30 protein-coding genes and 1 pseudogene are annotated in these 23,388 nt (G+C 48.8%); 2 read left to right on the forward strand and 29 right to left on the reverse strand.

The window, feature by feature from the left end; genetic code table 11:
- The 14 genes and pseudogenes from G632_RS20550 to G632_RS0116665 form a co-directional block, all read right to left on the reverse strand.
- Window positions 1–185: pseudogene (locus G632_RS20550) on the reverse strand (NUDIX hydrolase); the annotation flags it as partial.
- 242 nt (window positions 186–427) lie between these two features.
- Window positions 428–1,231 carry an ABC transporter ATP-binding protein gene (locus tag G632_RS0116605; protein WP_022770647.1) on the reverse strand — a complete coding sequence of 268 codons (804 nt, stop codon included), beginning with the start codon at window positions 1,229–1,231 and terminating at the stop codon, window positions 428–430.
- Window positions 1,231–2,181, reverse strand: coding sequence for a FecCD family ABC transporter permease (locus tag G632_RS0116610; protein ID WP_242826732.1), 951 nt, complete (start codon window positions 2,179–2,181; stop codon window positions 1,231–1,233). The genes G632_RS0116605 and G632_RS0116610 overlap by 1 nt, the downstream gene beginning before the upstream one ends.
- A gap of 80 nt (window positions 2,182–2,261) precedes the next feature.
- Window positions 2,262–3,275: a FecCD family ABC transporter permease gene (locus G632_RS0116615; protein WP_022770650.1), complete on the reverse strand. Its 1,014-nt coding sequence runs from the start codon at window positions 3,273–3,275 to the stop codon at window positions 2,262–2,264.
- On the reverse strand, window positions 3,253–4,335 hold the full coding sequence (locus G632_RS0116620) for an iron-siderophore ABC transporter substrate-binding protein (RefSeq protein WP_022770651.1): 1,083 nt from the start codon (window positions 4,333–4,335) through the stop codon (window positions 3,253–3,255). Before G632_RS0116620 ends, G632_RS0116615 begins: the two co-directional genes overlap by 23 nt.
- Before the next feature lie 156 nt (window positions 4,336–4,491).
- Window positions 4,492–5,979, reverse strand: a complete 1,488-nt coding sequence (locus G632_RS0116625; RefSeq protein WP_022770653.1) for a serpin family protein — start codon at window positions 5,977–5,979, stop codon at window positions 4,492–4,494.
- Window positions 5,976–6,536, reverse strand: a complete 561-nt coding sequence (locus G632_RS0116630) for an RNA polymerase sigma factor (protein ID WP_022770654.1) — start codon at window positions 6,534–6,536, stop codon at window positions 5,976–5,978. The genes G632_RS0116625 and G632_RS0116630 overlap by 4 nt, the downstream gene beginning before the upstream one ends.
- Before the next feature lie 81 nt (window positions 6,537–6,617).
- Entirely contained in the window at window positions 6,618–7,154 is a 537-nt protein-coding gene (locus tag G632_RS20555) for an SGNH/GDSL hydrolase family protein (RefSeq protein WP_022770655.1), read from the reverse strand.
- A 3-nt stretch (window positions 7,155–7,157) separates the two neighbouring features.
- On the reverse strand, window positions 7,158–8,066 hold the full coding sequence (locus G632_RS0116640; RefSeq protein ID WP_022770656.1) for a hypothetical protein: 909 nt from the start codon (window positions 8,064–8,066) through the stop codon (window positions 7,158–7,160).
- A gap of 15 nt (window positions 8,067–8,081) precedes the next feature.
- Window positions 8,082–8,492 carry an acyl-CoA thioesterase gene (locus G632_RS0116645; protein WP_022770658.1) on the reverse strand — a complete coding sequence of 137 codons (411 nt, stop codon included), beginning with the start codon at window positions 8,490–8,492 and terminating at the stop codon, window positions 8,082–8,084.
- Window positions 8,493–8,600: 108 nt separating this feature from the next.
- Complete coding sequence (locus G632_RS0116650) at window positions 8,601–9,566, reverse strand: 3-hydroxyacyl-CoA dehydrogenase (RefSeq protein WP_022770659.1); 966 nt, start codon at window positions 9,564–9,566, stop codon at window positions 8,601–8,603.
- A 239-nt stretch (window positions 9,567–9,805) separates the two neighbouring features.
- Window positions 9,806–10,927 (reverse strand): aldo/keto reductase, encoded by a 1,122-nt coding sequence (locus G632_RS0116655; protein WP_022770660.1) that lies wholly within the window; start codon window positions 10,925–10,927, stop codon window positions 9,806–9,808.
- A gap of 58 nt (window positions 10,928–10,985) precedes the next feature.
- Window positions 10,986–11,213, reverse strand: a complete 228-nt coding sequence (locus G632_RS0116660) for a hypothetical protein (RefSeq protein ID WP_022770662.1) — start codon at window positions 11,211–11,213, stop codon at window positions 10,986–10,988.
- A gap of 152 nt (window positions 11,214–11,365) precedes the next feature.
- On the reverse strand, window positions 11,366–11,596 hold the full coding sequence (locus G632_RS0116665) for an acylphosphatase (RefSeq protein ID WP_242826733.1): 231 nt from the start codon (window positions 11,594–11,596) through the stop codon (window positions 11,366–11,368).
- Window positions 11,597–11,719: 123 nt separating this feature from the next.
- Here G632_RS0116665 and G632_RS0116670 point away from each other — a divergent pair, with 123 nt between their 5' ends.
- A complete protein-coding gene (locus tag G632_RS0116670) occupies window positions 11,720–12,520 on the forward strand; it encodes an FRG domain-containing protein (protein WP_022770664.1) in 801 nt (266 codons plus the stop codon).
- Window positions 12,521–12,618: 98 nt separating this feature from the next.
- On the opposite strand, the gene G632_RS0116675 is transcribed toward G632_RS0116670, so the two are convergent.
- The 7 genes from G632_RS0116675 to G632_RS0116710 all read right to left on the reverse strand — a co-directional run bounded on the left by G632_RS0116675 (window position 12,619) and on the right by G632_RS0116710 (window position 18,684).
- Window positions 12,619–13,758 (reverse strand): Gfo/Idh/MocA family protein, encoded by a 1,140-nt coding sequence (locus tag G632_RS0116675; protein ID WP_022770665.1) that lies wholly within the window; start codon window positions 13,756–13,758, stop codon window positions 12,619–12,621.
- Window positions 13,755–14,258 carry an O-acetyl-ADP-ribose deacetylase gene (locus tag G632_RS0116680; RefSeq protein ID WP_022770667.1) on the reverse strand — a complete coding sequence of 168 codons (504 nt, stop codon included), beginning with the start codon at window positions 14,256–14,258 and terminating at the stop codon, window positions 13,755–13,757. Before G632_RS0116680 ends, G632_RS0116675 begins: the two co-directional genes overlap by 4 nt.
- 45 nt (window positions 14,259–14,303) lie before the next feature.
- Entirely contained in the window at window positions 14,304–15,008 is a 705-nt protein-coding gene (locus G632_RS20560; protein ID WP_242826734.1) for a DNA/RNA non-specific endonuclease, read from the reverse strand.
- 631 nt (window positions 15,009–15,639) lie between these two features.
- The gene (locus tag G632_RS0116695; protein WP_022770670.1) at window positions 15,640–15,810 is read right to left on the reverse strand and encodes a hypothetical protein; all 171 of its coding nucleotides are present in this window, start codon (window positions 15,808–15,810) and stop codon (window positions 15,640–15,642) included.
- 41 nt (window positions 15,811–15,851) lie between these two features.
- Window positions 15,852–16,637 carry an ADP-ribosylglycohydrolase family protein gene (locus tag G632_RS0116700; protein ID WP_022770672.1) on the reverse strand — a complete coding sequence of 262 codons (786 nt, stop codon included), beginning with the start codon at window positions 16,635–16,637 and terminating at the stop codon, window positions 15,852–15,854.
- Window positions 16,638–16,752: 115 nt separating this feature from the next.
- On the reverse strand, window positions 16,753–17,421 hold the full coding sequence (locus tag G632_RS0116705; protein ID WP_022770673.1) for a vWA domain-containing protein: 669 nt from the start codon (window positions 17,419–17,421) through the stop codon (window positions 16,753–16,755).
- 114 nt (window positions 17,422–17,535) lie between these two features.
- Window positions 17,536–18,684 (reverse strand): macro domain-containing protein, encoded by a 1,149-nt coding sequence (locus G632_RS0116710; protein WP_022770674.1) that lies wholly within the window; start codon window positions 18,682–18,684, stop codon window positions 17,536–17,538.
- A gap of 202 nt (window positions 18,685–18,886) precedes the next feature.
- On the opposite strand from G632_RS0116710, the gene G632_RS0116715 reads away from it, so the two are divergent.
- Entirely contained in the window at window positions 18,887–19,069 is a 183-nt protein-coding gene (locus G632_RS0116715; protein WP_022770675.1) for a hypothetical protein, read from the forward strand.
- Between the two features lie 163 nt (window positions 19,070–19,232).
- On the opposite strand, the gene G632_RS0116720 is transcribed toward G632_RS0116715, so the two are convergent.
- The 8 genes from G632_RS0116720 to G632_RS0116755 all read right to left on the reverse strand — a co-directional run bounded on the left by G632_RS0116720 (window position 19,233) and on the right by G632_RS0116755 (window position 23,386).
- Entirely contained in the window at window positions 19,233–19,532 is a 300-nt protein-coding gene (locus G632_RS0116720) for a hypothetical protein (protein WP_022770677.1), read from the reverse strand.
- Entirely contained in the window at window positions 19,529–20,071 is a 543-nt protein-coding gene (locus tag G632_RS0116725; protein ID WP_022770678.1) for a TIGR00730 family Rossman fold protein, read from the reverse strand. Before G632_RS0116725 ends, G632_RS0116720 begins: the two co-directional genes overlap by 4 nt.
- Window positions 20,072–20,169: 98 nt before the next feature.
- Complete coding sequence (locus G632_RS0116730) at window positions 20,170–20,514, reverse strand: phenylpyruvate tautomerase MIF-related protein (RefSeq protein WP_022770679.1); 345 nt, start codon at window positions 20,512–20,514, stop codon at window positions 20,170–20,172.
- A 242-nt stretch (window positions 20,515–20,756) separates the two neighbouring features.
- On the reverse strand, window positions 20,757–21,218 hold the full coding sequence (locus G632_RS0116735; protein ID WP_022770680.1) for an HD domain-containing protein: 462 nt from the start codon (window positions 21,216–21,218) through the stop codon (window positions 20,757–20,759).
- Window positions 21,219–21,288: 70 nt separating this feature from the next.
- Window positions 21,289–21,885: a class I SAM-dependent methyltransferase gene (locus tag G632_RS0116740; RefSeq protein WP_022770682.1), complete on the reverse strand. Its 597-nt coding sequence runs from the start codon at window positions 21,883–21,885 to the stop codon at window positions 21,289–21,291.
- A gap of 248 nt (window positions 21,886–22,133) precedes the next feature.
- A complete protein-coding gene (locus tag G632_RS0116745) occupies window positions 22,134–22,472 on the reverse strand; it encodes a hypothetical protein (protein WP_022770683.1) in 339 nt (112 codons plus the stop codon).
- Window positions 22,473–22,495: 23 nt separating this feature from the next.
- On the reverse strand, window positions 22,496–23,095 hold the full coding sequence (locus G632_RS0116750; protein ID WP_022770684.1) for a DUF1349 domain-containing protein: 600 nt from the start codon (window positions 23,093–23,095) through the stop codon (window positions 22,496–22,498).
- 3 nt (window positions 23,096–23,098) lie between these two features.
- Window positions 23,099–23,386, reverse strand: a complete 288-nt coding sequence (locus G632_RS0116755; RefSeq protein WP_022770686.1) for a hypothetical protein — start codon at window positions 23,384–23,386, stop codon at window positions 23,099–23,101.
- Window positions 23,387–23,388 lie beyond the last annotated feature (2 nt).

A 23,388-nucleotide genomic window follows, 5' to 3' on the forward strand; every position in this document is an offset into this window, starting at 1 on the left:
CTAGGAAAAGACTCTTTCTCAGCGCTTCTCTTCTGAAGCAAGACCTGATAAGACTCTCCTTCTTTTCTCACAATCCAAATATGTGCAGTTCTATGAGGAATTCCCTCTTCGTGAGCCTTTGACCTGGTCACCGTCTCTCCTGTAGGAACTCCGTTATCATCGGTTATATCAAAAATCTCTTCCATGTCAGCCTCCAATTCAACCCCTATTCTACACCAAGACAGCCGCCTAACAACAGTCAAATTTCCAATACGCCAAATGAGCCCTGGGGACGGAGTCAGTGGACCAAAGGTGAGCCCTGGGGACGGAGTCAGTGGCTCATTATCTGAAAGTTATTTTTCTAGCGGTTAATTATCAGATAATGAGCCACTGACTCCGTCCCCAGGGCTCACCTTTGGTCCGCTACCTCCGTCCCCAGGGCTCATTTTTAGCAGGCCTTACTTCTTGGGATAACGTAGGGGTCTCCTGTGACAGGATCTGTGATGATGTCGCTCTCCATGCCGTAGACCTCCATCATAAGCTCAGGTGTGATGATCTCCCTGGGCTCGCCCTCGGCAATAAGTCTGCCTCTCTTCATGGCAAAGATGTGGTCGGCGTACCTGATCGAGAGATTTATGTCGTGAAGAATCGCAACAATCGTAGTCTTCTTGGTCTTATTAAGCATCGCCAGACAGTCCAGGATCTCCACCTGATAAGCGATGTCCAGATAGGTTGTCGGCTCATCCAGAAGAAGAATGTCCGTATCCTGCGCCAGCACCAGCGCGATCCACACCCTCTGCCTCTGTCCGCCGGACAATGAATCCACACTCTTGTCCGCAAGGTCCGCGATACCCATGGCCTCCATGGCGTCGGCGATGGCCTTGTAATCTGCTTTTGAGAGCTGTCCGAAGAGATTCTGATACGGGAACCTTCCCCTTGCAACCAGATCCGCTACGGTTATGCCCGCCGGAACAATCGGCGACTGGGGCAAAAGACCTATCTGCTTGGACAAACGCTGTGTTGGAATGTCATAGATTGACTTCCCGTCCAGTACCACGTCACCATCCTTAGGCTTTAAGAGGCGCGCAAAGCTCTTTAAAAGAGTTGACTTACCACAGCCGTTGGGACCTATCAGCACGCTGAATTTCCCTGCAGGAACGATGATGTCCAAATCTTTTAATATAAGGTTTTCTTCATATCCTGCGCTTATGTTTCTCGCGCAGAAATCATGACTAAGTGCAAATCCATCCATTAGATCTTTTCTCCCTTCCTGTTCAGGTTAAGCAGCAAAAACAAAAGATAAGGTGCTCCCAAAAGTCCCGTGACAACGCCAACAGGGTACTTGGTTTCAAACATGTTTTTTCCAACAAGCTCCGATGCGTAAACAAGTATGGTTCCGATAAGTCCGGCAACTACCATGGCGTTCTTGCCATTCTTGGTACACTTGCCGGCGATGGGTCCTGATAAAAAAGCAACCGATGCAATAGGTCCCGTGATCGACGCAGCAGTTGCGCTCAGTACCAGCGCGCAAAGCATGCAGCAGAATCTCACGGCCGAAAGCGGAACTCCAAGCGTTGTCGCATACTCATCTCCCAGCTGCATCATCCTCAGATACCTGTTGCAGATAAGCAGCAGAGCGCTGCAAATCACAGTAACCAGCGTAATTCCCAGAGCATCACTCATCTGCACCAGGTTAAGGCTTCCTCGAAGCCACCTGAGAGCCGTTGCCACGTCATATTCAGAGCCCACCAGCAGCATCCAGGAAATAAGCGCATTCAAAACCGCCTGAATTCCAATTCCGATGAGGATCATCCTGCTGCCAAAAAAGCTTCCTCTGCCCGACAACACAAAGATCACAGTAGTGATGAGAAGTCCCGCTGCCACGGCGAAAAAAGTCACCGCCGGTCCGCTTATTCCAAGGATCAGAATGCAGAACACCGCTGCTGCGGATGACCCGGCCGAAACTCCGATGATATCCGGCGAAGCCAGTGGATTCCTTAGCAGATTCTGAAAAGTGTATCCGGAAATTCCAAACGCAAATCCCGCAAAGCCTCCCACAATAAGCTTTGGAAGCCTAATGGTCTTTATGTTGTAAGCCGCACCTTTGCTCTCAGAGCTTAAAAGGTAAGCCAGCACCTCTTTTAACGAGTAATTGGTATTGCCCAGGGTCATCATCAGCACCCCAAGGGTAGCAATGATCACCAGCAAAGCCACTATACAAGCAGTGTTCAGGCGGCTGTGTTTTCTATATATATTTTTAAGATCATGTTCAAGGTTCTTTGTCATATACTCTTAGCCTTTGTCTTACATACAATCCAAATAAAAACAGGTGCACCGACTATCGCAGTGATGATGCCAACTTCCAGCTCTCCGGGCCTTCCAAGGACTCTTCCCAGGACATCCGAAAAAGTGAGAAGTCCCGCTCCGCCGATGGCCGACATAGGGATCACCAGCCTTAAGTCGCTGGCAAAGAGCTGCCTGAAAATGTGAGGAAGCATAAGTCCCACAAAGCCGATGGGTCCTGCCAGTGCCGTGACCGAAGCGCAGAGAATAACGCCTGCAAGAGCTGCAAACATCCTGACAACTCCGACTTTGACGCCCAGGGATATTGCCATCTCATCTCCAAGGGCCATGGCATTTAAGGGCGATGCCAGCGCAACTGCGCAGACAACTCCCACCACCAGGAAAGGAACGATGAGCTTTATGTCCTCCCAGGTCGCTCCGCTGATGCTGCCCACCTGCCAGAACCTGAACTGCTTCATGACCTGCGTATCCGGAAGCATGATGGTGTTCACCAGTGCTCCAAGGGCCGTAGAAACCGCAGCTCCCGCCAGTGCCAGCTTAATGGAATTGGCTCCGCCGTAGCCGACAGACGCAATGCCATATACGAAGAGTGCTGTCAAAAGAGCTCCTGCAAAAGATATACCTATTAACCTGATGCCAGAGGAAATGTTTAGATAGGCGATACCAACCACCACAAACAGCGCAGCTCCCGTGTTTACTCCGAGGATGCTGGGGTCAGCTATGGGGTTTCTTGTTATTGCCTGCATAAGAGCGCCCGATACCCCTAAGGCAGCACCGGCCAGAAGCCCGAAGACTGTCCTCGGGATTCTGGCTGCGATAACTGCACTTAAAAACTCGTCGGTCAGGCCACCTGTGAAGTAGCTCATGGTGTCACCAAAAGGAATACTCTTGCTTCCATAAGATATGGAAAGAAAAAGACTTAGAATGACAAAACAAATTTCAATTGCAAGTGCAATAAATATGCGATTGTTACTGTATTTTCTGTGCTGCATCGTTTAAAGCTTTCAAATAATCATCAATTGCATAAGGAATGGAAAGAACTGTAGGTGTGCTTGCTGCTGCAAGAACATCGTTGGTATCAAGAAGCACAAATGCTCCGTCCTTGACAGCCGGGATATTTGCAAATCTTCCGTCAGCCTGCATTGCATCAACCAGGGACTCAGTACCGTAGGTGATGATGATGTCTACATCATTTAAAAGATCTGCATTCTCAGCACTTACTGTAATTGAGAAATCCTGATCGCTGGTGATAAGGCTCTTTACACTATCAGGTGTTACAAGTCCAAGGTCTGAAAGAAAAGCTGCTCTTGGATCGTTTCCTGTGTAGATGTAGAAGGTTCCAAGGTCGTCCTCAGAAAGCCATGCAAAGGCTACTCTCTTGCCTGCAAGGTCAGGATACTGGGTGAGCTTATCGGCGATGAGCTTCTCTGTCTCTTCCACAAGCTCTTTTCCCTCCTTCTCAAGGCCAAGGGCTCTTGCGTCGTTAATGGCCTCTTCCTGCCAGGTTGTTGTCCAGGCGATCTCGGGATAAGCCACAACCGGTGCGATCTCTGAGAGCCTGTCGTACTCCTCCTGGCTAAGTCCTGAGTAAGCAGCAAGGATGACGTCGGGATTGCAGTCTGAAATTGCCTCGTAGTCCCATCCGTCTGTGTCATCGAAGACGTTAGGTGTAACGCCCGCATCCTCGAAAGCCTTGGCTGTCCATGCAAGAAGGCCGTTCTCATCTCTTGGTCCGAAGTTCGCCTCGGAAATTCCAACAGGGATAACGCCGAGAGCAAGAGGCACGTCAGGGTTTCCCCAGGCGATGGCAACTACGTTTTCCGGCTTCTCCTCAAGGACTATCTCGCCGAGACCGTGTGTGATCGTCATAGGAAAAGAGCTTTCGGACAATTCATCCGTAACGGCTTCCTCCACTGAACCGGCTTCGGTTTTTTCAGCCTCTACTTCGTTTACAGTTTCTTCTGTTGTATTGATTTCGCCGGCAGCTCCGCAAGCCATTGCTAACATGCTGATTGAGACTGCAAGCATTGTTGATAAGATTTTGTTCTTCATTTTACCCTCCTCTTTGTTAGCGTCCGCTAACCATGACATATTCTCATATATCAATTTAATTGTCAACAACTTTTGTGAATATTTATTAGTTTATGCTAACAAAAAAGAGCCCTTTCTTTCGAAAAGGCCCTTATATAAGGCTTTAGCACTGTATTATCATTCAACGATCTGTCCGTAGAAAAGAAGTTCCGGCTCTTCAGACGCCGTTAGGATCATGAACTTAAACGGCTCATCAGCGGTAAACTCTTTTACCTCAGGCTGCTCTAAGAATGCGCCTTCAGTCATCATGATAGCTGTCGCTGCTGCAGCTTCAATGCCCTCTTCGTCGACTTTGATCTTGGTCTTCTGAATGATGTCGGAGATAAATACTGACATGTCGTCGCTCATCAGCGAGAAATCTGCGTTTGCGGTGAAGGCATCTGCTGCTCCGCGCTGCTTGCAGAAGTCAACCAGTTCGTTGTTACTAAACTCAGTCTCTGTCTCGAATTTTGGCAGCGAAACTGCGACTTCCTCGGCCGTTGCACTTGCCATTTTGCCCGCAACGTCTTCCACGTCACCAAGAATAAAGACTGCATTGATTCCGCCATTCATAGGAAGAACCACGAACTTACCGTTCTCGTCCTCGTAATACATGAAGCGGCTCTGCTGGTGCATGAAATCTTTTTTGACAACATCACCGGAGATTGTGGTGAAGTCGCCTTCTTTTGTCGCAAATTCTTCAAAAGAGCTAACCCATCCGGCACGTAAGTAGAGCGTGTTGACAAGGATCAGGTCTGCGTAGGAAAGGTCATTACTGATGGTCGGAATAAGTCCGTTGGTGTTTTTGTTGATCCATGAGTTGACCTTGTCCGTGATCTTGTCGGGCGCCACGTTCTCTGCTGTTGCGCCGAAGTTCTCTTTTACAAGTTTGATGTACTTCTTGGAGAGCTTGCCACTGGCCTTGGTGTTGCGCCAGATAGAATTCTGAAGGTCAAAGCTTCCTTCCGGTGCCTTGGCATCATCGCCGTAATATTCCTTGTACTCCTCGAAGTCTTTCTTGGCAAACTCAAGCCACTCGTTGTAAGAATCGACGGATGCGGAAACGCCCTCGTACCAGGTCGTCAGCTCTTCCATGCTATCAAATCCCATGGCCTCAAGGAGCTGATCTTTGGTCTCATTATCCGCGCCGGATACTGCCAGTGCCAGAGCGGCTCTGAAGGAGGTTGGGGATACCATGTAGTTTTGGTTCTCAAAACCTGAGCTTTCTATGAAGTTTATAAGTGCGCTGTTAAAGTCCATATCAAGGCTATCCTCGGAAATCGCCGACTCTACTGCCACTGCTTCTTCTGTCTCTTCTGCCTGCTCAGTGATTGCTCCCATGGTTGTCACGCCTTCTGTCTCAGTGGCAGGCGCCTGAAGTGTAGTAACAGCATCTGTCTCAGGAGGTGCCTCTTCAGTTGCCGGAACCTGCCTGATATTCCTGAATACCACGCCTGCTACCACCAGTAGCAAAAGACCTGCTGCCGCCAGATAAAGGCTTCTGAAACGCGCAATGTTACTACGCTTTGCAGCTTTGGCCTTGCCCTTTCCTCCTGCGCCTCCTGCGCTTTCGATGTGCTTTGGATCGATATCTCCTATTGCATCTAATAAATCATGTTCGTTCATAAAGTGAATCCTCCGTCTGTGAGATGGACTTTTAATTTCTCTCTCATCCTAAAGAGCGTGGTCTTGACCTTGCTCTGGGGGAGGGAATACCGGTGACATATCTCAGTTACGGAATCGAAGTACCAGTACCTTCTGACGAAGATGTTTCGCTGCTCCTCTGTGCATGAATCAAGGAATGCGTTAATGCACTCCGAGAGCTCTTTTGCATCAAATTCACCTGCAACGTCTGCGCTTCCGGGAATACACTCAAGCATCTCGTCCGATAGATCGCAGTACTGGGCAGATCTCTTTTGCCTGCTCTCGTGACGAAGCCTGTCGATTGCCAGGTGCCTGACGATCTTGCCGACAAATGCAAAAAGGTAGTTTCTGGGCTCGTTTGGCGGAATCAGGTTCCAGGTCTGCAGGTACGCATCGTTCTCGCACTCTTTGGCTGTCTCTGCATCTGCCAGGACGTTTCCAGCGATGCTGCGCAGTCCGTTTCCGTATTTTTGCGATGTCTGTGATATAGCCGTCTCATCTCTTATTAAGTAAAGATCTACAATTGCTGAGTCATCCATTAAGATGATCCTCTCTTTCTTTTAAGGCCTTCACTTTATATAGCGATGTTTGATAGTAATTGGTTACATGAATTTTGAAAATTATTTCATTTTGTCTTTTAACGTATCAAAAATGGTCTGGGCGATCAGCTCAGAACCCGCCGGGGAAGCGTGTCTTCTGTCGGTAAAAAACAGATCGACCTCCGGATGTTTGTGAACCTCTTCCCACCATTTTTCGCCGACAGGTGCCACAAGGCAGTTATGTCTTTCGCCGAGTTTCCTGTACCTTGCGCTCATCTCGGTCTGGTAGCTCTCGTTGTATTCCTCGGCCCAGGTCATGTAGTAGCAGGGAACGGCCTTTGTCTGCCTTATCCAGCCCATGAGCTTGTCGGCAGCTGCTTCCATGACTTCGTACTCACCCATGGGGTGCGCAACGTGCTGCAGAATGATAAAGTCGTAGTCGCCAAACAAAATGTTGAACCTGGTCTGCTCGTTCTCTGCGTGATAATCAAAGCCCATTCCGCCTTTGGTCAGCATGGTCACCTGCATGTCGATCCCGTTATCAGCGCAGATGTCCTTGAACATCTTGGGCATGTCGTTGTAATAGGTGTGACTGTTTCCGATAAAAAGTGTTCTCATACCTCATCCTTCCGTCTTGCTCTTATCAAGTTTAAGTGTGTCAAGGACAGCCTGTGCCTCCTCAAACTGGCTTCCAAACCATGAATCGCAGCCAACGGTCTGAGCGATCATCTGTGGCTGGTCCTCTCCAATTATTATGAAATCCCAGTGCTCGTGGTCGTCGTAGGTTCCAACGTGCGCCTTGAGCCCTGCAAGCTCGATCTCTTCACTCTTAAGGCCTGTTCCGCAGACACCGAAGTTCTCTGAGCAAAAGACTTCTATGTGTCCCTCATCTGCAGAGTCAGGCGCAAGGATGAATCCGTAGGCGTCAGCAACGAGCTTGTCGTCACCAACTTTCGAAACTTCACAGGTCCAGGACTCGGGGACGGTTATGGATAGCTCGCCAAGTGGTCCGCCGCTGGTAAGGGTCTTTTTCTCGTAAACACTTCCTTCGGCAAAAGAGCTCCACTCACCGTAGGTTCTATCGCTACCCGTTCCGGCGAATGCTCTGACCTTGATTTGGAAATCAAAGTAATCCTGCGCGCCGTCAACGTAATTTGCTTCAGTGGTCTCTACGGTTTCGGGTTCGCGGTAGTCTTTTTCCGCAAAGTACTTGTTGGCAACGGATACTTCGTAGCCGTCAGCGCCTTCTATCGGAGCCCACTCAAAGTATACTTCCGCGCAGTCTTCGCCGGCGCGGGAAACTCCGTCTTTTACCTCCGGGGTGCCGAGGGCTGTGGGGGCAGGTGTCTTCTCAGGCTGCGCAGTACTTGTTTGTGGCTCTTCTGATTGGGGCTGGTTCTCAGTTGTAGATGCCTGTGTCTCGGCTGTGGCTGTGGTTTGTGGCTCCTGGGGCTGAGTGCTTCCACAGCCCACCATGAGCAATGTCGCAATAGTTGCAGTGGTTGCAAATAACAGTTCTGATTTTTTCATAATATTTCTCCAGTCTTAGATCTCTTTTACCAGGTTGCAGAGCGTCTCATAAAATTCAGGAAACTCCTGCTTCATCCTGATTGGCTTTCCTTCTGTGTTCAGGAAGGCATGGGAAGTGGTTCCGCTGCAAACGGTCCTGCCTTCCTCATTCTTCATTTCGTATCCGAGAAAGAGCTTGACGCCCTTAAACTCTTTAACTGTAACACAGATTGAAACCTTCTCCGAAAATTTGGTCGGAAACTTGTAGTCGCAGCTTACGCTGAGCACGGGCGAGACAATCCCCATCGCCTCAAGCCTCGCGAAGTCCCATCCTATCTGCGAGAGGAAATCGACTCTCGCTTCCTCCATCCACCTTATGTAATTGGAGTGGTGAGTTATCCCCATTTTGTCGGTCTCGTAGTACTGAACGATGTGTAAGTAATCCATGGCCGGTCTTCTCCTCTTTTTTATATCAATGTATCAATTATAGCCTAAAAATGAAAAGCTGTTGACCCCCATGTTCGGGAGCCAGCAGCTCTTTTGCATTATTATTTATTATTTCTTGTAATCATAGAAACCTTTTCCGGCGTTGATACCTGTCTCGCCCTTATCGATCTTCTCCTTAAGAAGAAGGCCGATCTTGTGGATTGTTGAATCGGGATCCTGTGCCTCGGGCTTCATCTGGTTGATGTTGTAAGCTGTCTCAAGGCCTACGATGTCGAGGATCTCAAAAGGTCCCTTAGGTGCGCCGGTTGCAAGGCGCCATGTAAGGTCGATAGTCTCGGGATCCGCTACCTCTTTTGCCCAAAGAGCCTGGGCTGCCGAAAGGAATGGAACCAGCATGGAGTTAAGGATGTAACCGGGCTGCTCTTTCTTGAGCTCCAGTGAAATCATGTTGATCTCTTTTGCAAACTCAACGACTTTTTTGTAGATTTCAGGATCTGTTCCGGGATGTCCCATGATCTCTGCTGTGTTGTTCTTCCAGATGGTGTTGGCAAAGTGCAGTGAAAGGTACTTCTCAGGCCTTCCTGTGTACTGAGCGAACATGCTTGGAAGAAGAGTCGATGAATTGGTTACCAGGATGGTGTCAGGATCAAGAAGGTCCTTCATCTGCTCATATACATCAATCTTGGCGTCCGGATCCTCTGCCATGGATTCGATAACAATATCTGCTCCTGAAACAGCCTTAGCCATATCAAGCTCGATATGTATATTGTCAGTCATGTTCTTCTCGCCCTTGGCTATAAGCTCATCAATAGCCTCAGCAGTGATTCCGTCCCAGCTTGTGATTAGTCCCTTGGGATAAAGGAGCTTACCGAGCGGATTGCCAATCAGGTTTTTTGCTGCAGCCAGGTCGTCCAGCATAGTTTTTCTGTAGAGCTCGATCTTCGGAGTTGTTCTTCCGATTGAGGACTCGCTTCTAAGCCAAAACGTAACGTCATGACCGGTATATGCGCACATAAGACCGATCTGTGTTCCCAACACACCGCCGCCTGCAACAACTACTTTGTTCATTGCCATAAATACCTCCATAAATATGATTTGATTGATTGCCTTCTCCGTGATGCATAAAAATACAGTCACGCATAATTCATCTTACCATATATGGACGGTTTTCAAAACACTAAAATGAGTCACCGGGGACGTTTCAGTTTGACTCATTTTGAGACACCGGGGACGTTTCACTTTATCTCATTTTGAGACACCGGGGACGTTTCAGTTTGACTCAAAATGAGTCAAACTGAAACGTCCCCAGTGACTCATTCTTGTTCGTATAGTGCTGCAAAATTCTCGAGCTTCTTCCTGATTTCTATATGCTGAGGACAGTTCTTTTCACAAAGGCCGCACTTAATGCACTCCGACGCCTTGCCGTGGTTCATGGAGAAACGCTCGTAGTACATGTTTGACTTGTTGCCGGTCACGGCGTGCATGTTAAAGAGCCCGAAATACTCAGGGATGTTGATGTTCTTCGGGCAAACCTCCGTGCAGTATCTGCAGCTGGTGCACTGGATGGTTCCGGTGCTGCCAAGGATCTCGGTTATATCGTCCACAAGCTTGTACTCCTCTTTGGAAAGGGGCTTAAAGTCCTGCATGTATGTGGTGTTGTTGTCAAGTTGCGCAAGGTCGCTCATGCCACTTAGGACGATCTGCACATCGCTGAGGGATGCTGCGTACCTTATGGCCAGCGATGCAGGGGTCAGGGCCTGATTGTTCATGGGCGCGTAGAAATCATTGAATTTCGCGATGGCTGCATCCGGGAGTTTCACCAGCGCTCCGCCCTTTACGGGCTCCATTACCATGACCTTCTTGCCGTGCTTTTGTGCCACTTCGTAGCACTTGCCGGACTCGATGGCAATGCTGTTCCAGTCAAGATAGTTGATCTGCAGCTGGACGAAATCAACCTCCGGGTGATCCGTCAGGATCCTGTCCAGAGTTTCGGCATCATCATGAAAAGAGAATCCGATGTTGCGGACGTAACCGTCTCTTTTAAGCTTCTCGATAAACGGGAATCCGCCGAACTTCTCAGTATTGATATATCTGTCTCTGCCCAGGTTATGGAGCAGGTAGTAGTCAAAATAATTGACTCCGCAGCGACGCAGCTGCTCATCGAAATACATCTGATAATCCTCAGTTTTTGTGACCCTGAGTATCGGCATTTTGTCAGCAAGAACAAAGCTGTCTCTTGAAAATCTCTTTACAACAGCCTCTTTTACCGCTCCTTCAGAGCACTCCTGATGATAGGGATAAGCCGTGTCAAAATACGTAAACCCGCGCTCCATAAAAAGATCTGCCATCTTCTTGAACTGCTCAATATCGATCGATGCAGGATCATCAGGGTTTAGGCGAGGTAATCTCATGGTTCCGAATCCAAGTTTTTTCATATACTCTTCCTTTTTTAGAAAAAGCACCTTAGTGCGAACTAAGGCGCTTTTTACTTTCTTACTTCTTGAACAGTCCTCCGGCGAGGTTCTTGATGTCTCCAAGATCAAGCTTGCCATCAGCTACAGCAGCCTGAACCTTCTTAATGTCATCCTCGGAAACATCGATGTTGGCCTTCTTCAGAAGAGCAACGCCCTCCTTGGGATCAGCCTTGGCAATCTGCGCCATCAGCTCCTGGTTGCCGTTGATCTTTTTGATGATATCAGCTACGTCTAAGATACTACCCATTTTTTTACCTCCTCCAATATAGTTGAATATTTATTCTATTGTACCAAAAAAAATGAGCTCTGGGGACGGAGTCAGGGGATCATAATCTGAAAATACTCATCCCTAGGTTCTATTGTCTGATAATGAGCCCTTGACTCCGTCCCCGGGGCTCATTAATTGAACCGCACATCAAAGGACCTTTCATCAGGGATTAGTGGAAGTTCCTTCCGGTCTATGTCTGTTATGTCGATGAACCTGCCACTACGGATAGTTGCCACGAACCTGTCGATGGCCTCTTCTTCGCCCTGAACTTCGCAGGTCACGGAACCGTCGTACTCATTCCTGACATATCCTGTGAGCCTGTACATATTCGCAGCGTGCATGGCCGTGAACCGAAAGCCCACGCCCTGTACCATTCCGTAAAAGCAAAGCCTGTATCTCTTTTCCAATTTCCAATCACTCCCATAATACTTATCGTTATTTCGGTACTAAATTTGTGATATGCTTAAATAAAGGAGGCGACGCATATGATCAAGACTGTTTACATTGAAGATATGGACCACCTGTATGAGCTCCTGAACGAGCAGGAATTTCGCTCTGACCTTAAGAGAAACCGAAATCTCTTTGTCTATCGCGGCCAGCCGGATGCTTCCTTTAAGCTAACTACGAGTCTTGCCAGGAACTGCAAGGACAAGCAAAAAGTCCTCGAGCCCTGCATGCTCAGAAACTTCACTAAATATGCGGTTTTGGAAGAACCTTCCATCGAGAACTCCGTATGGAGACAGATGATATTCGGCCAGCACCACGGCCTTCCCACAAGGCTCCTTGACTGGTCATTCTCTCCTCTTATCGCCCTGCACTTTTCCGTCACAGAAAACGATATGGAAGATATGGAGAAAAGAGACAGCTGCGTGTGGCGCACTGATATCCACGAGCTTCACGACCTGCTGCCCGATAAGTACAAGGAGATATCCGCCAAGTACAACACCACAGTCTTTTCCGTAGACATGCTCGCAGAAGCCTGCGAAAGCCTTGATATGTACGACAAAGACATGGGTTCATCATCCATGCTCATGATTGAGCCGCCTTCAGTCGATGTCCGCATCGTTAACCAGTATTCGTTCTTCTCCGTAATCCCCACCGATATGCACGATATCGAGGGGTTCCTCAACGTGCACACCGAGAAGACCGTCCGCTACATCATAAAGAAGGAAATCCGCTGGCAGATCAGAGACATGCTCGATCACCAGAATGTCTCGGAGCGTATCGTATATCCGGGTCTTGACGGCCTTTCACGCTGGCTCGGGCGCCACTACTACGTCCGCTGAAATGAGCCACGGGGACGGAGTCAGTGGCTCATTATCTGAAAATGCCCATCTCTAAGTTCTATTGTCTGATAATGAGCCACTGACTCCGTCCCTAGGGCTCATTTTTTCCCGAGTGCACTTTCGAATCTTTTTTCAAAAGACCTTTCGGCGTCACTTCCAATAGCCGGCAGCTCCACCATCTCTCTTTCCCAGGAGGAGAGATATATTGCGTTGGACAAAAGCAGGCTCTTTCGCCCTTCTCTGCCGTCGGCGATGCTCTTTCCGGTTCCGTTTATTTCATCAGTAAATCTCTTTATCACCTCTACATAAGGCTGCGGCTGAGTTTCAGGCACTATCTCGCTCCAGGTTCCTTTTATCTTGGCAAAAAAGTCTGTGGAAGTCTTTCTGTACTCGGCTTCCTTGCCGCCCATCTCCTGCGCCACTTCGCCAATCCGAAGCTTCCCATTCTCGCACACGATCAGCGCTTCTTCCAGAGATATCTCAAGTCTGTTGATGCCCGGCGCATCTCCTGTTGACGTTATGAAAGTGCCCGTCGCGCCGTTTTCCCATTCAAAGTACGCCGTGACATCATCTTCAACCTCAATGTCATGGAATCTTCCCTCATGGCAAAAGCCCTGGACTCTCTTGGGATTTCCGCAGATCCACTGCAGGAGATCCAAGTTGTGAGGGCACTGATTGAGCAGCACTCCTCCGCCGTCCTTATCCCAGGTTGCATGCCAGGAGCTTGATTTGTAATACTGCTCGGGGCGATACCAGTCCGTAACCACCCAGTTCACGCGCTTTAACGCGCCGTACTTCCCGCTCTCCACAAGCTCTTTTAACTTAATATACACAGGAAGAGTCCTCTGATTGAAGACCATGGAAAAGACCTTTCCCGACCTATCAGCTGCTTCCTCCATGAGCCTTGCCTGCCTTGAATACACGCCCGAGGGCTTGTCGCACAGAACGTCAAGTCCGTTTTCAAAAGCCCTGACAGCAATAGCTTCATGAGCAAAGTGCGGAGTCGCAATGATCACGGCATCCAGCGCAAGACTGCCGCTCTCCACAGCCTCAAACAAAGCATCGGCGCTCTTAAAAACCGGAACGCCTCTATCGATCGACTTCTGCAAAAGCTCTCTATATGCGCCTCTTACGCGGGTGAGCGCAGAAAGCTGCGCGCCGTCAACCAGCCCGTCCTGAAGGATCTGCGCATATTTGCTACCCATATTTCCAACGCCAATTACTGCGATTCTGATCATCCTGTTATCCCCTTGTAAACCTCGTAGTCCGCCTGGCTGAAATTCACTATGGTAACTTCCATCTCATAATCTGCATGTTTCTGAAGCCACTCTTTTACCGTTGCAAGAGCAATCTCCGCCGCTTCCCTCTTGGGATATCCGTAGACACCGGTCGAAATCCCCGGAAAAGCAATGCTGTGAAGGTCGTTGTTCCTGGCAACTTCCAGGCTGTTCCAGTAGCAATTCCGAAGGTCCTCCGCATCGTACTTACTTCCGCTGTAAATCGGTCCAACCGTGTGGATCACGTGCTTTGCTGGAAGATTGTAGCCTCCCGTGATCTTCGCTTCGCCAGTTCTGCACCCGTTCAAAGTCCTGCATTCCTTGAGGAGCTCCGGGCCTGCTGCCCTGTGAATTGCTCCGTCAACGCCTCCACCGCCGAGCAGGCTTGAATTTGCCGCGTTTACGATAGCGTCAACTGCGAGTTTTGTTATGTCTCCTACGTAAAATTGAATATTGCTCATAGCTCTTTTCCTCCATATGCAGTCCCTGCGGGAATCGCGCAGGCTTCAATCACTGCCCAAAATCCCGCCAAATATCCTGCCTATCCATTCCCTAAATCTCTGCCAAATGTCATGAATGGGCCTCGTCTCAACAACCGCCTCTGCCTCCGGCGCAAGCTCATTGCTGCCGTCTGCATAGTTTATGTTCACGCCCGGCTGCACGTTGTAGCAGAACACGTTAAAAGAAATTCCTCTTCCCTTATCTTCAACCGAATATGCTTCAATTTGAACCCCATCGCACAAAAGGTTCTTTTCCCTGAAAACGGGCGTAACCCTGTACATCACATGCCTGCCCGTGTCCTGAACGTACTCAGCCACCTCATTCTCGTAGGGCAGCATGCCCTGAACATTCATGTACCTGGTGCCGGTGATAAGGTTCTTTTCATTGGCGTTCTCGCCCGTCAGCTGGAAGCCGATCATGTGGCATCTGTTGTATAGAAAGGGCGGATCCGTGTCGATGAGCCCCGGGTACTTGTTCTGCTTCCACCCCGTCGGTCTGATCTCGCTGATTTCCTGCCGCTCTTCCTTTGGCATCAGGTCCCTGCCAAGGCACGCAACCGCCGCCGTGCATCTTCCCAGCCCATCCAGCTCTCCGTATTGTTCAAAAGAGCTTGTGGTGATCTCGTCAGCTGTGAATTCCGGCACGTTGCCGTTTACCACTACAGAGGCTTCTCCGCTGTATGGCGAGATCTGCTCTGCTAATGTTTCCACGCTGTTCGCCCGGGTCTGCTCTGCTGCCCGGCTCGTAGCGTTGCACAACATCAGCGTCAACATGCATATGCAAAGCGCCAGGAGCAGCAATATTATTCTGTTTGCTATGCTTGATTTTCTGGTCATGGGCGTTCTTTCTCTTATTGCAATTATTATATCATGGCCGCCTGCCTATATTTCATGTTACTTAGCCACATCTCCACTGCATCATAGTTTTTTGTGTATTTGCAGTGGATGAATTTCCCCTATCTCATGATGACCTTCCACTGCAATCTTCATTTTTTGCCAAAATGCAGTGGATAAAATCACCTTAATCCGCCGTCGGACATCCACTGCATTTTTCCATTTTTCAGAATTGCAGTGGATGATTAGCCAAAAACTCTTTTTTATTATCCACTGCATTTCCACTTTTCTATTGTTTGCAGTGGATGCCATTTGCAAAACCGTTGTTTTTTAACCACTGCATTTTCATATTATTGAGATTTGCAGTGGATGAAGTGCCAATCCGGCCCGCCAAGTCACGTTACATCCACACAAAAAAATCCCCCAAAGTCACGCCTTGGGGAATTCTTCATAAGTCAATATTCTATAATATGCCTTTAGCAGCGATCTATCTCTTTGTCCAACAAGCTCACACAATCGAATACTGCATAAACTCGTACTTCAGCTGCGTTCCTTCTGCAATCCCTTCCGGCAAAAGAGCTCTCGCAACCAATTTCAGATCATCGGACTCAATGTCTGTTCTCTTTAAATTTGCATAATCGCCGTCAATGCTGACAACTACGTAATACCAGGTTTCCATGCAAGTTACCTCCTTAAAAGTATCACCAGTATTATACCATTTTATGCGATCAGAATCTCATACAGATCCGGTGTCAGATACTCCTTCAGAATGCCCTCTGCATCTACATTTCCGAATCCGCCGTAGAACTCTTCTGCAACACCGCCTGCGATTGCTCCGAAGGTATCAGAGTCGCATTTCAGGGAAAAGACATTTCGGATAAAGCTCTCGTAATCGGTGCTCTCGTAAAAGCATCTCATAGCCGCAGGGACTGAGCCCTGGCAGCTCTCGTTCCACTTGTAGCGAGGCCTGATCTCATCGAGGCTATAGGCGATGCTGTACTCGTAGTCATCCTTTGGATACTGCTCCAGCACGTAGTCGTAGATCTCCTGCTTGCTCTTTCCGTGCCTTGCCATCCAAATGCAGGTTGACGTTACCACCGCGCCTTTGATGCCCTCCGGGTGATCGTGCGAAACTGCCGCCACGTCGGCTGCCATCTTCTGCATCTCGTCGTAGTCATCAAATGCCTCGCCTATATAGGCCGTCCTCATGGCTGAGCCGTTGCCCCAGCTGTTATAAGGCGTGTGGTCAGGCCCCATGATCCAGCCATAGAATCTTCCACCATAGCCACAATCCGGGTACTTTCTGCCAACAGCCACCATGGTCTCAACAAGGTCTTTTCCCTCTATAAGTGCCTTCTTGATGGCCAGAGTCATCACTGTGTCGTCCGTGTAACTCATCGGAAGCCACGATACCAGCGGAACATTCTTCCAATCAAGGTTCTTTGGTCTGTTAAATTCGTACTGCGATCCTAATATATCTCCTAAAACTGCTCCTTTTACTGCCATCTCAATTCTCCTTTCTAAATGATCCCTGGGGACGGAGTCATGGGCTCATTATCTGAAAATTCCAACTCCTATGTTTTATTGTCTGATAATGAGCCACTGACTCCGTCCCTAGGGCTCATCCTCTCTTCCTATAATCTGCTGCGATGTCTTCGTCCCATCCGCTGGCATCGAGGTCGCGACCGGCGTCGCGAGAGGTCCTTGCCATCATTACTGAGCAGACAGCCTTTGAAACTCCTGCGTAGACAGTGGCTGTTCCGATTCCATCGCTTACGTAGTTGACTGTCCTGTCTTTTCTGATGCCGTACTTCTGGGCCTCAGCGTAGGCGTCGATATTGGCTCCGATAAAGATGAACTCCCAGCCATATTTCTTTTGCTGCTTCTTGACCATCTTCTCGATCTTCTCACGAGAGTATCTGCTGCTGGCGTTCTCCTGTCCATCAGTTGTGATGACAAAGATGGTCTTCTCGGGCCTGTCCTCTTCCCTTGCGTACTTGTGGATGTTTCCGATGTGGTGGATTGCTCCGCCAACCGCGTCCAGAAGCGCTGTGCAGCCTCTGACGTAATACTGCTTGTCTGTCATCTTCTCAATCTTCTCGATGGGCACTCTGTCGTGGATCACTTCGCAGACATCGTCGAAAAGAACTGTCGACACAACCGCCTTCTCGCCTGTCTTTTTCTGCTTCTCCATCATGGCGTTGAAGCCGCCGATGGTGTCGAGCTCCAGACCGCCCATGGATCCTGATCTGTCCAATATATAAACAATCTCTGTATATCCTTTACTCATAACTATTACCTCTCCTTCTTTGATGTGCTCCCGCGGAAGAGCTGTCCTTGTTTGTAAGGTAATAGTAATTCATGCGGGAATAAAAAAGGTCGCACGGGAGGCGACCTTGAAAATTTATTTTGTTTCCTTTGAAAGTGGCGCAAGTCCGTAGTCGAAGAGCACCATATCTATTTTGATCACGCTGTACTGCTCGTGCTCGATAAAGTATTTGACCACCGCATCCGTCTGCGAGATTGGCGAAATGGCGTAGCCTGCGATCTTCAAAAAGTCCACTGCTTCATCCATGTTAAGGCGAAGTCCAACTGCCAGGGCCAGGACTTTTTCTTTTGACGGCTTGACCTGACCTTTGAGGAGCTTGGAGAAGTACTGCTTGTTGATATTCGCCGCGACGTAGACCTCAGAGTTCTTCAGGCCTTTCTTATTGATCAGCTTCTGAAGGTGCTTTTCAAAAGAGTCTGTGTAGATTCCTTTCAGCACATCATCAAGGGACTCGGCCTTCATGAACTTGTTCATCTTAGGCAAAGGAGCTCCGTCTTTAACCTTGCGCGCAGACGGCGCAGCGCCTGTCGCTTCATATGGTGCCGAGTATGCCATTCCGGTCGGAACGCCATCGTCCATTTTAGTCGGTGCAGAATCTGCTCTTCTTGCCGCCATATCCATATGCCAGGTCGGCGCAGAACCATGCAGTCCTTCCGGAAGTCCCTGGTCAATATACTCATCCTCGTAGGCTTCTGTAACGTAGTCATCATCTATGAAGCTGCGCACTTCCTCGCCTAGTTCGCCTGAAACCTTCACGGTTCCCGGGTCGAACACCACAAGGTATATCTCCATGTCATGCTCTTCCAGGAACTTGGTAAAAGAGCTGACGGCCACCTCCATACCTATCTCAGCCGGAAAGCCGTAGCACCCCGTAGCCATAACAGGAAATGCGATGGACTTGCATCTCTTCCTGGCAGCCAGTTTAAGCGCTTTGTCATAGCACTTGCGAAGGAGCTCTACCTCGCCCTTGTCTCCGCCTTCCCACCAGCAGCCGACTGCGTGGATGATGTATTTTGCATCAAGATCAAAGGCCTTCGTGATTGCAACTTCGCCGTACTCCAGTGGACCAATCTTAGCACGGGCGGCCAGGAGCTTGTCTTTTCCAGCAGCATTATAAATGGCAGTGTCAACACCGCTACCTATGGCCACTTTGGGATTTGCCGTGTTCACTATTGCATCTGCTTTTACTTTTGTTATGTCGTTTCTGATTATTTGAAATGGCATGAGGATACCTCACCTATTCTGGCATTAGTCTTATATACTATTGTACACTAAACCGCTATAAATTCATCGCTAATCAGGTTAGAAAGTTTTAATATTTATTTATGCTCATTTTAGAATATGTTGTATATAATAAAATTATAGAGCACAAGATTTAGTGGTCATGGGTCTCAGAGCGCCTCGAGCGTTCGCGGAGGAAACACCGTTGAGCAATGAACATGTAACTTATAGATGCTATGGCAAACCCATCCCAAAAACATATGACGCCATCAACCTGCTTGGCCGTTACAAAGATCCACGAAGTGTCACAAAAGGAGTAACCGGAATCCTCTCAGCAGCGCTTGCTGCCGGACTTGTAGCCCTCCAGCTCCTTTACATCTTCAATTAAATTCGAATGTTTCAGGACCGTGTCTCCTGATTAGCCATTTTAAAAGCCCTGTGTATGTATATCATGACATGTACATACACAGGGCGCCTCCATTTTTGAGCCACTGACTCCGTCCCCAGGGCTCATTTTTGATCCCTAGGGACGGAGTCAGGGGCTCATTTTTTCATTCTTCGTCTTCTGTTCCAAGACCGTAATACAGCATCTCGTTGTACTTGGCGTTGGCTTCCTCGGCGGCTTTCTTGTTGTGCCAGGCATCCACGTCGCTGCAGATGGCGAGCATCTCATCCACTATGAGTTCTGCTGTCCTGGGCTTAACATTGTACAGATAAGCCATCATCCGGTCCATGGCCTTAGGGCTTCCAAGCTGCCTTGCGATCTGATCACCCAACTCCCCAGGAAAGCCCAGCTGCTCTATGGCAGCCACAAGCTCATCGTGCTTTCTTGTCCACTCTCTTTCAATCATTTCTTTTCACCACACAAAAATCCTGATATTTCCTGCAGGTCGCCGGATATGAGCACGTCGGAAAAGAGCTCTTTTCTCCCAAACTCTGCATTAAGAATATTATCAATAACCGCCCTGAAAGGCTCATAGTATCCATCAGTATTGTAGAAGAGTATAGGCGCATTAATTATGCCAATGCTTGATAAAGACATCACTTCCGTAATCTCATCAAGAGTTCCGATTCCGCCGGGCAGCGCAACAAAGGCATCCGCAAGCTCTATCATCTTAGACTTGCGCTCTGCCATGGTCTTCGTCTCTATGAGCTCCGTCAGGCCGGTGTGCTTCCTTGCCTGAATCATGGCAACTTCCGGTATAACGCCAATGACCTTGCCTCCGGCTTCGATGGCCGCGTTGGACACAGCGCCCATGAGCCCCTTACTAGCGCCACCATAAACCAGCGTATGCCCATTCTCCCCTATCCACTTTCCAAAAGCCCCGGCAGTTTCCATAAACTTAGGATTATTCCCGCTGCTGGAGCCACAATATACTGCGATGTTCATCTCTTATACCTCTCTCCTCATGGTTCATCCAAAATGAGCCCTTGACTCCGTCCCCAGGGCTCAAAAATGAGCCACTGACTCCGTCCCTAGGGCTCATTTTAGAAGTTAGACCCGTTCCAGCCCCAGTCGCCTGAGCCGAAGTAGCGGATGTACATGTGATCCGGTGCAACACCAAGAATATCTCCGTAGATTCCGGTGAGCTCAGTCGTCATCTTGTCATAAGCATTCCTTGGCGCTCCTCCAAAAGTCTTAACATCCACGAATGCTACAGGCTGAGAATCATCGCCCCTGAAGTACATAGGTACGTCGCCTTCAATTGCAACCATAAGCCAACTCTCGCTCTTTCCCGGAAGGATTGAGATGGCCTGTCCGAGGCGCTCTTTGAGCTGTGTTTCCTTTTCCTCTGATACTGTTACATTAGTTTTTGTTGAAATGAATGGCATGTCTTTTCCTCCTTGTAATCTGATTGAAAATCCCCTTCACATTTTATTCACATCATTTTAAGGTTCGTTTTAAGTTGGCCATGTATTATAAAACCATCAAGGAGAGCAAAACTTCTTGAACCCCCACACTTTTCATAAACTTTCATAACACACTGCCCTTCGGACACAGGTCCGGAGGGTCCTCCCTAAAACAACGCCGCAGCACCTCTCCTGATAAAAAAGTGCTACGGCTTAATTATACATCAGAGCCCAAGCTCCTTGCACAGGGCATCATATCTTTTCTGCTCTTTTTCCTTAACAGGTTTGAATGAATCTTTGAAGCAATGGTCGATGACATCAGCATCCTTTAAAAGCTCATCCATCGGGCCATCTACTGCCCCCTTATCATCATGGTGATAGATAGCTGAGCAAATGATCTCGGTCTCATCAGGAGTTGTCAGTCCCAGTTTATCCAGCACCTTCCTCGCCAGCTCAGCCCCCAGATGCGCGTGATCATCGTATGAACCGCTCTTATAAGCATGCAGATCATGAAGCATTCCGGCCATGGCAGCCAGCTCCGGATCAAGGCCGCGCTTTTTGGCCAGAATCTGCGCCGCCAGGGATACGCCGTACAGGTGCGCAATCGCACCGGTGCGCTTATCAACGTCATCAATCTTGTTTATCTTCTTGTCCACGTATTCTCTCAGTTCTTTTAATCTGCTCATGTTACCCCTCCATTTATATTAGAAATTTACACACGCCAAATATGTTAACGCGCTACGCCAATCACGCATGTCACCGCGCCACACCGATCACACTTACCCAGTACTCCGTCTCTCTTCCGGGCCTTGAGTCCGGTCCGACCGAGTTACTTACTATCTCAAATCCCGCATTCTCAAAAAGCGGAACTACGCTCTTCTCATTAAAATCGCTAAACAGCCTCTCGCCCCTCACCTTCGTACCCTCTCCATACTTGAATGACGCATACATTGCGCCACCGGGTTTCAGCGCCTTTCTCATCCTGCCCATGACCTCCGGCAACTCCTCCACCGGCACATGAAGGAGCGAAGCGCTCGCCCATATTCCATCAAACTCTTTTTCAAAAGAGATTTCCTCAAACCGAAGGTCCAGCACCTCCCTGCCAATGTACTCAGACGCCCTGATCCGCATCTCCCTCGACGCGTCGAAAGCAACAATGTCATATCCCGCATCCAGGAACGCCTTGCTGTCTCTTCCGCTACCACAGCCGGCGTCAAGTATCTTGCCACCCCCGGGAACATATGCCAGGAATGCCTCCCTGTCCTCTGCCATATCAACATTCACCGATCCGTTAAAAAAGCTGTCGGCGTTTTTATTGTAATACTCTACATTGTTGTCAACGTCTTTTCCCATTTTCATGTCCCCAAGTCGTGTATTATATTTATATATTTTAACACCTTAACAAAGAAAAATCCCCCAAAGCGCCATGCCTTGGGGGATTAAAATTACTTGTCTTTTTTCTTTTTTTCCTGCTTTGCCTTAGCAATAAGCTCTTTCATTCCCATAACCATTGCAGTCATATTGTTTCCCCTTTCAAAATACTCAGTAGTGTTCTTAACAAAAACAATATTAGCAATAGTTTTATCACATTACTGTCACACTCAGGCCATCTCCTCGAGATATCTGACCTTCTTGCCATGGGCCAGTGCATAGTCGATCTCGGACCTAGTGCTGTCGCCGATATAGCCGCCGACATTGATAACGAAAATCTCGTCCGACATGTCGATCTTGCGCTTGTGTATGTCGTCCAGCATCTCTTTTGTCTTGGTCAGCGTCCCCTCGTCCATGTTCTCCCAGACTTCCGAATCGCCGGAATGCCCGAACAGCCCCACGCTTATCACAATGTTGCCTTCCAGCGTCAGTTTCTTTTGCATCTCCATGAACTGATCCTTAAAGCGAGTGCTTCCGCACAGTGTTATTACCGGATATTTCCCCTGCATCTCTATTCCTCCCCAATCAAATATCAGTCAGGCTGCTGCCCGTCGTGGGCCAGCCACTTGCATTCCGTCATCTCCATGTCAGTGAATTCTGCGGTAAAAGAGCTGTCTTCAGGCGAACATGCATAGATACCAAAGCTGATCTTGCCTGCCCCTTCAATCACGTGGCAAACCCTCATCTGCTTCCATCTTGCGCCGTCTTCCGAGCACTCTATGCAGTAATCATCTTCCCTTCTGCTGAGCCTGTACCACATCTGCTTGACGTCAGCCGGGATCTCGGTTGTCGCCCAGTCCGAGTAGCCATGGTTTGTCACAACGCTTCCCAGATGCTGAAACTCATCATTCTCAAACTCAATTGAGCCCTTCACCCAGTTCTCGCTGTCTAAGTACATAACAACTCCGCACTGATCAAACCTGTGATGGCTCTCCTCAAAGGAAGTCTTCACCACAAAGCTGAAGAACTTCTCCTCAGTCTCCATCTGAAAAACCGGCGCATTGTCATTCCTGAAATGATAGTAAGTGCGTTGCCAAAGATCCGTATGAGGCATCGTAGTGATCCGCACCTTGCCATCAGCTGCTTCCCACTCTGCCGGCTCTCTTGTCCACTTAAACAAACTCAGGTCCATAAGCTATCTCCTTCCACCAATTGCCTTCAGCATTTCCATAGCCTTCTCATAAGACTCTTTCATCGAGGCAGGGTCGTTGGTCGCAATTCCCCTCTCCACTGCCTTTGCGAGCAAAGCCTTATCATCACTGATAAAGAGCACATCTCCCTCACCACCTTCGATGATCTGCGCAGCTTTATCTGCATCCACTCTTTCAACTTCCGCATGATGCCTCTCGCTCAGCATCGACAACTGCCTTGTAAGAACCTCATCTTCTTTTTCCGAAAGACACAAATAAATTTTTGTATACATAC

This window comes from Butyrivibrio sp. NC2007, assembly GCF_000421405.1.
In the GTDB taxonomy this organism is placed as follows: domain Bacteria; phylum Bacillota; class Clostridia; order Lachnospirales; family Lachnospiraceae; genus Butyrivibrio.

Excerpts from the sequence above, each read along its gene's own strand:
- G632_RS0116605 (WP_022770647.1), bottom strand. The coding sequence starts at position 1,231 with ATGGATGGATTTGCACTTAGTCATGATTTCTGCGCGAGAAACATAAGC.
- G632_RS0116615 (WP_022770650.1), bottom strand. The coding sequence starts at position 3,275 with ATGCAGCACAGAAAATACAGTAACAATCGCATATTTATTGCACTTGCA.
- G632_RS0116620 (WP_022770651.1), bottom strand. The coding sequence starts at position 4,335 with ATGAAGAACAAAATCTTATCAACAATGCTTGCAGTCTCAATCAGCATG.
- G632_RS0116625 (WP_022770653.1), bottom strand. The coding sequence starts at position 5,979 with ATGAACGAACATGATTTATTAGATGCAATAGGAGATATCGATCCAAAG.
- G632_RS0116630 (WP_022770654.1), bottom strand. The coding sequence starts at position 6,536 with ATGGATGACTCAGCAATTGTAGATCTTTACTTAATAAGAGATGAGACG.
- G632_RS20555 (WP_022770655.1), bottom strand. The coding sequence starts at position 7,154 with ATGAGAACACTTTTTATCGGAAACAGTCACACCTATTACAACGACATG.
- G632_RS0116640 (WP_022770656.1), bottom strand. The coding sequence starts at position 8,066 with ATGAAAAAATCAGAACTGTTATTTGCAACCACTGCAACTATTGCGACA.
- G632_RS0116645 (WP_022770658.1), bottom strand. The coding sequence starts at position 8,492 with ATGGATTACTTACACATCGTTCAGTACTACGAGACCGACAAAATGGGG.
- G632_RS0116650 (WP_022770659.1), bottom strand. The coding sequence starts at position 9,566 with ATGGCAATGAACAAAGTAGTTGTTGCAGGCGGCGGTGTGTTGGGAACA.
- G632_RS0116655 (WP_022770660.1), bottom strand. The coding sequence starts at position 10,927 with ATGAAAAAACTTGGATTCGGAACCATGAGATTACCTCGCCTAAACCCT.
- G632_RS0116660 (WP_022770662.1), bottom strand. The coding sequence starts at position 11,213 with ATGGGTAGTATCTTAGACGTAGCTGATATCATCAAAAAGATCAACGGC.
- G632_RS0116670 (WP_022770664.1), top strand. The coding sequence starts at position 11,720 with ATGATCAAGACTGTTTACATTGAAGATATGGACCACCTGTATGAGCTC.
- G632_RS0116675 (WP_022770665.1), bottom strand. The coding sequence starts at position 13,758 with ATGATCAGAATCGCAGTAATTGGCGTTGGAAATATGGGTAGCAAATAT.
- G632_RS0116680 (WP_022770667.1), bottom strand. The coding sequence starts at position 14,258 with ATGAGCAATATTCAATTTTACGTAGGAGACATAACAAAACTCGCAGTT.
- G632_RS0116695 (WP_022770670.1), bottom strand. The coding sequence starts at position 15,810 with ATGGAAACCTGGTATTACGTAGTTGTCAGCATTGACGGCGATTATGCA.
- G632_RS0116700 (WP_022770672.1), bottom strand. The coding sequence starts at position 16,637 with ATGGCAGTAAAAGGAGCAGTTTTAGGAGATATATTAGGATCGCAGTAC.
- G632_RS0116705 (WP_022770673.1), bottom strand. The coding sequence starts at position 17,421 with ATGAGTAAAGGATATACAGAGATTGTTTATATATTGGACAGATCAGGA.
- G632_RS0116710 (WP_022770674.1), bottom strand. The coding sequence starts at position 18,684 with ATGCCATTTCAAATAATCAGAAACGACATAACAAAAGTAAAAGCAGAT.
- G632_RS0116720 (WP_022770677.1), bottom strand. The coding sequence starts at position 19,532 with ATGATTGAAAGAGAGTGGACAAGAAAGCACGATGAGCTTGTGGCTGCC.
- G632_RS0116725 (WP_022770678.1), bottom strand. The coding sequence starts at position 20,071 with ATGAACATCGCAGTATATTGTGGCTCCAGCAGCGGGAATAATCCTAAG.
- G632_RS0116730 (WP_022770679.1), bottom strand. The coding sequence starts at position 20,514 with ATGCCATTCATTTCAACAAAAACTAATGTAACAGTATCAGAGGAAAAG.
- G632_RS0116735 (WP_022770680.1), bottom strand. The coding sequence starts at position 21,218 with ATGAGCAGATTAAAAGAACTGAGAGAATACGTGGACAAGAAGATAAAC.
- G632_RS0116740 (WP_022770682.1), bottom strand. The coding sequence starts at position 21,885 with ATGGGAAAAGACGTTGACAACAATGTAGAGTATTACAATAAAAACGCC.
- G632_RS0116745 (WP_022770683.1), bottom strand. The coding sequence starts at position 22,472 with ATGCAGGGGAAATATCCGGTAATAACACTGTGCGGAAGCACTCGCTTT.
- G632_RS0116750 (WP_022770684.1), bottom strand. The coding sequence starts at position 23,095 with ATGGACCTGAGTTTGTTTAAGTGGACAAGAGAGCCGGCAGAGTGGGAA.
- G632_RS0116755 (WP_022770686.1), bottom strand. The coding sequence starts at position 23,386 with ATGTATACAAAAATTTATTTGTGTCTTTCGGAAAAAGAAGATGAGGTT.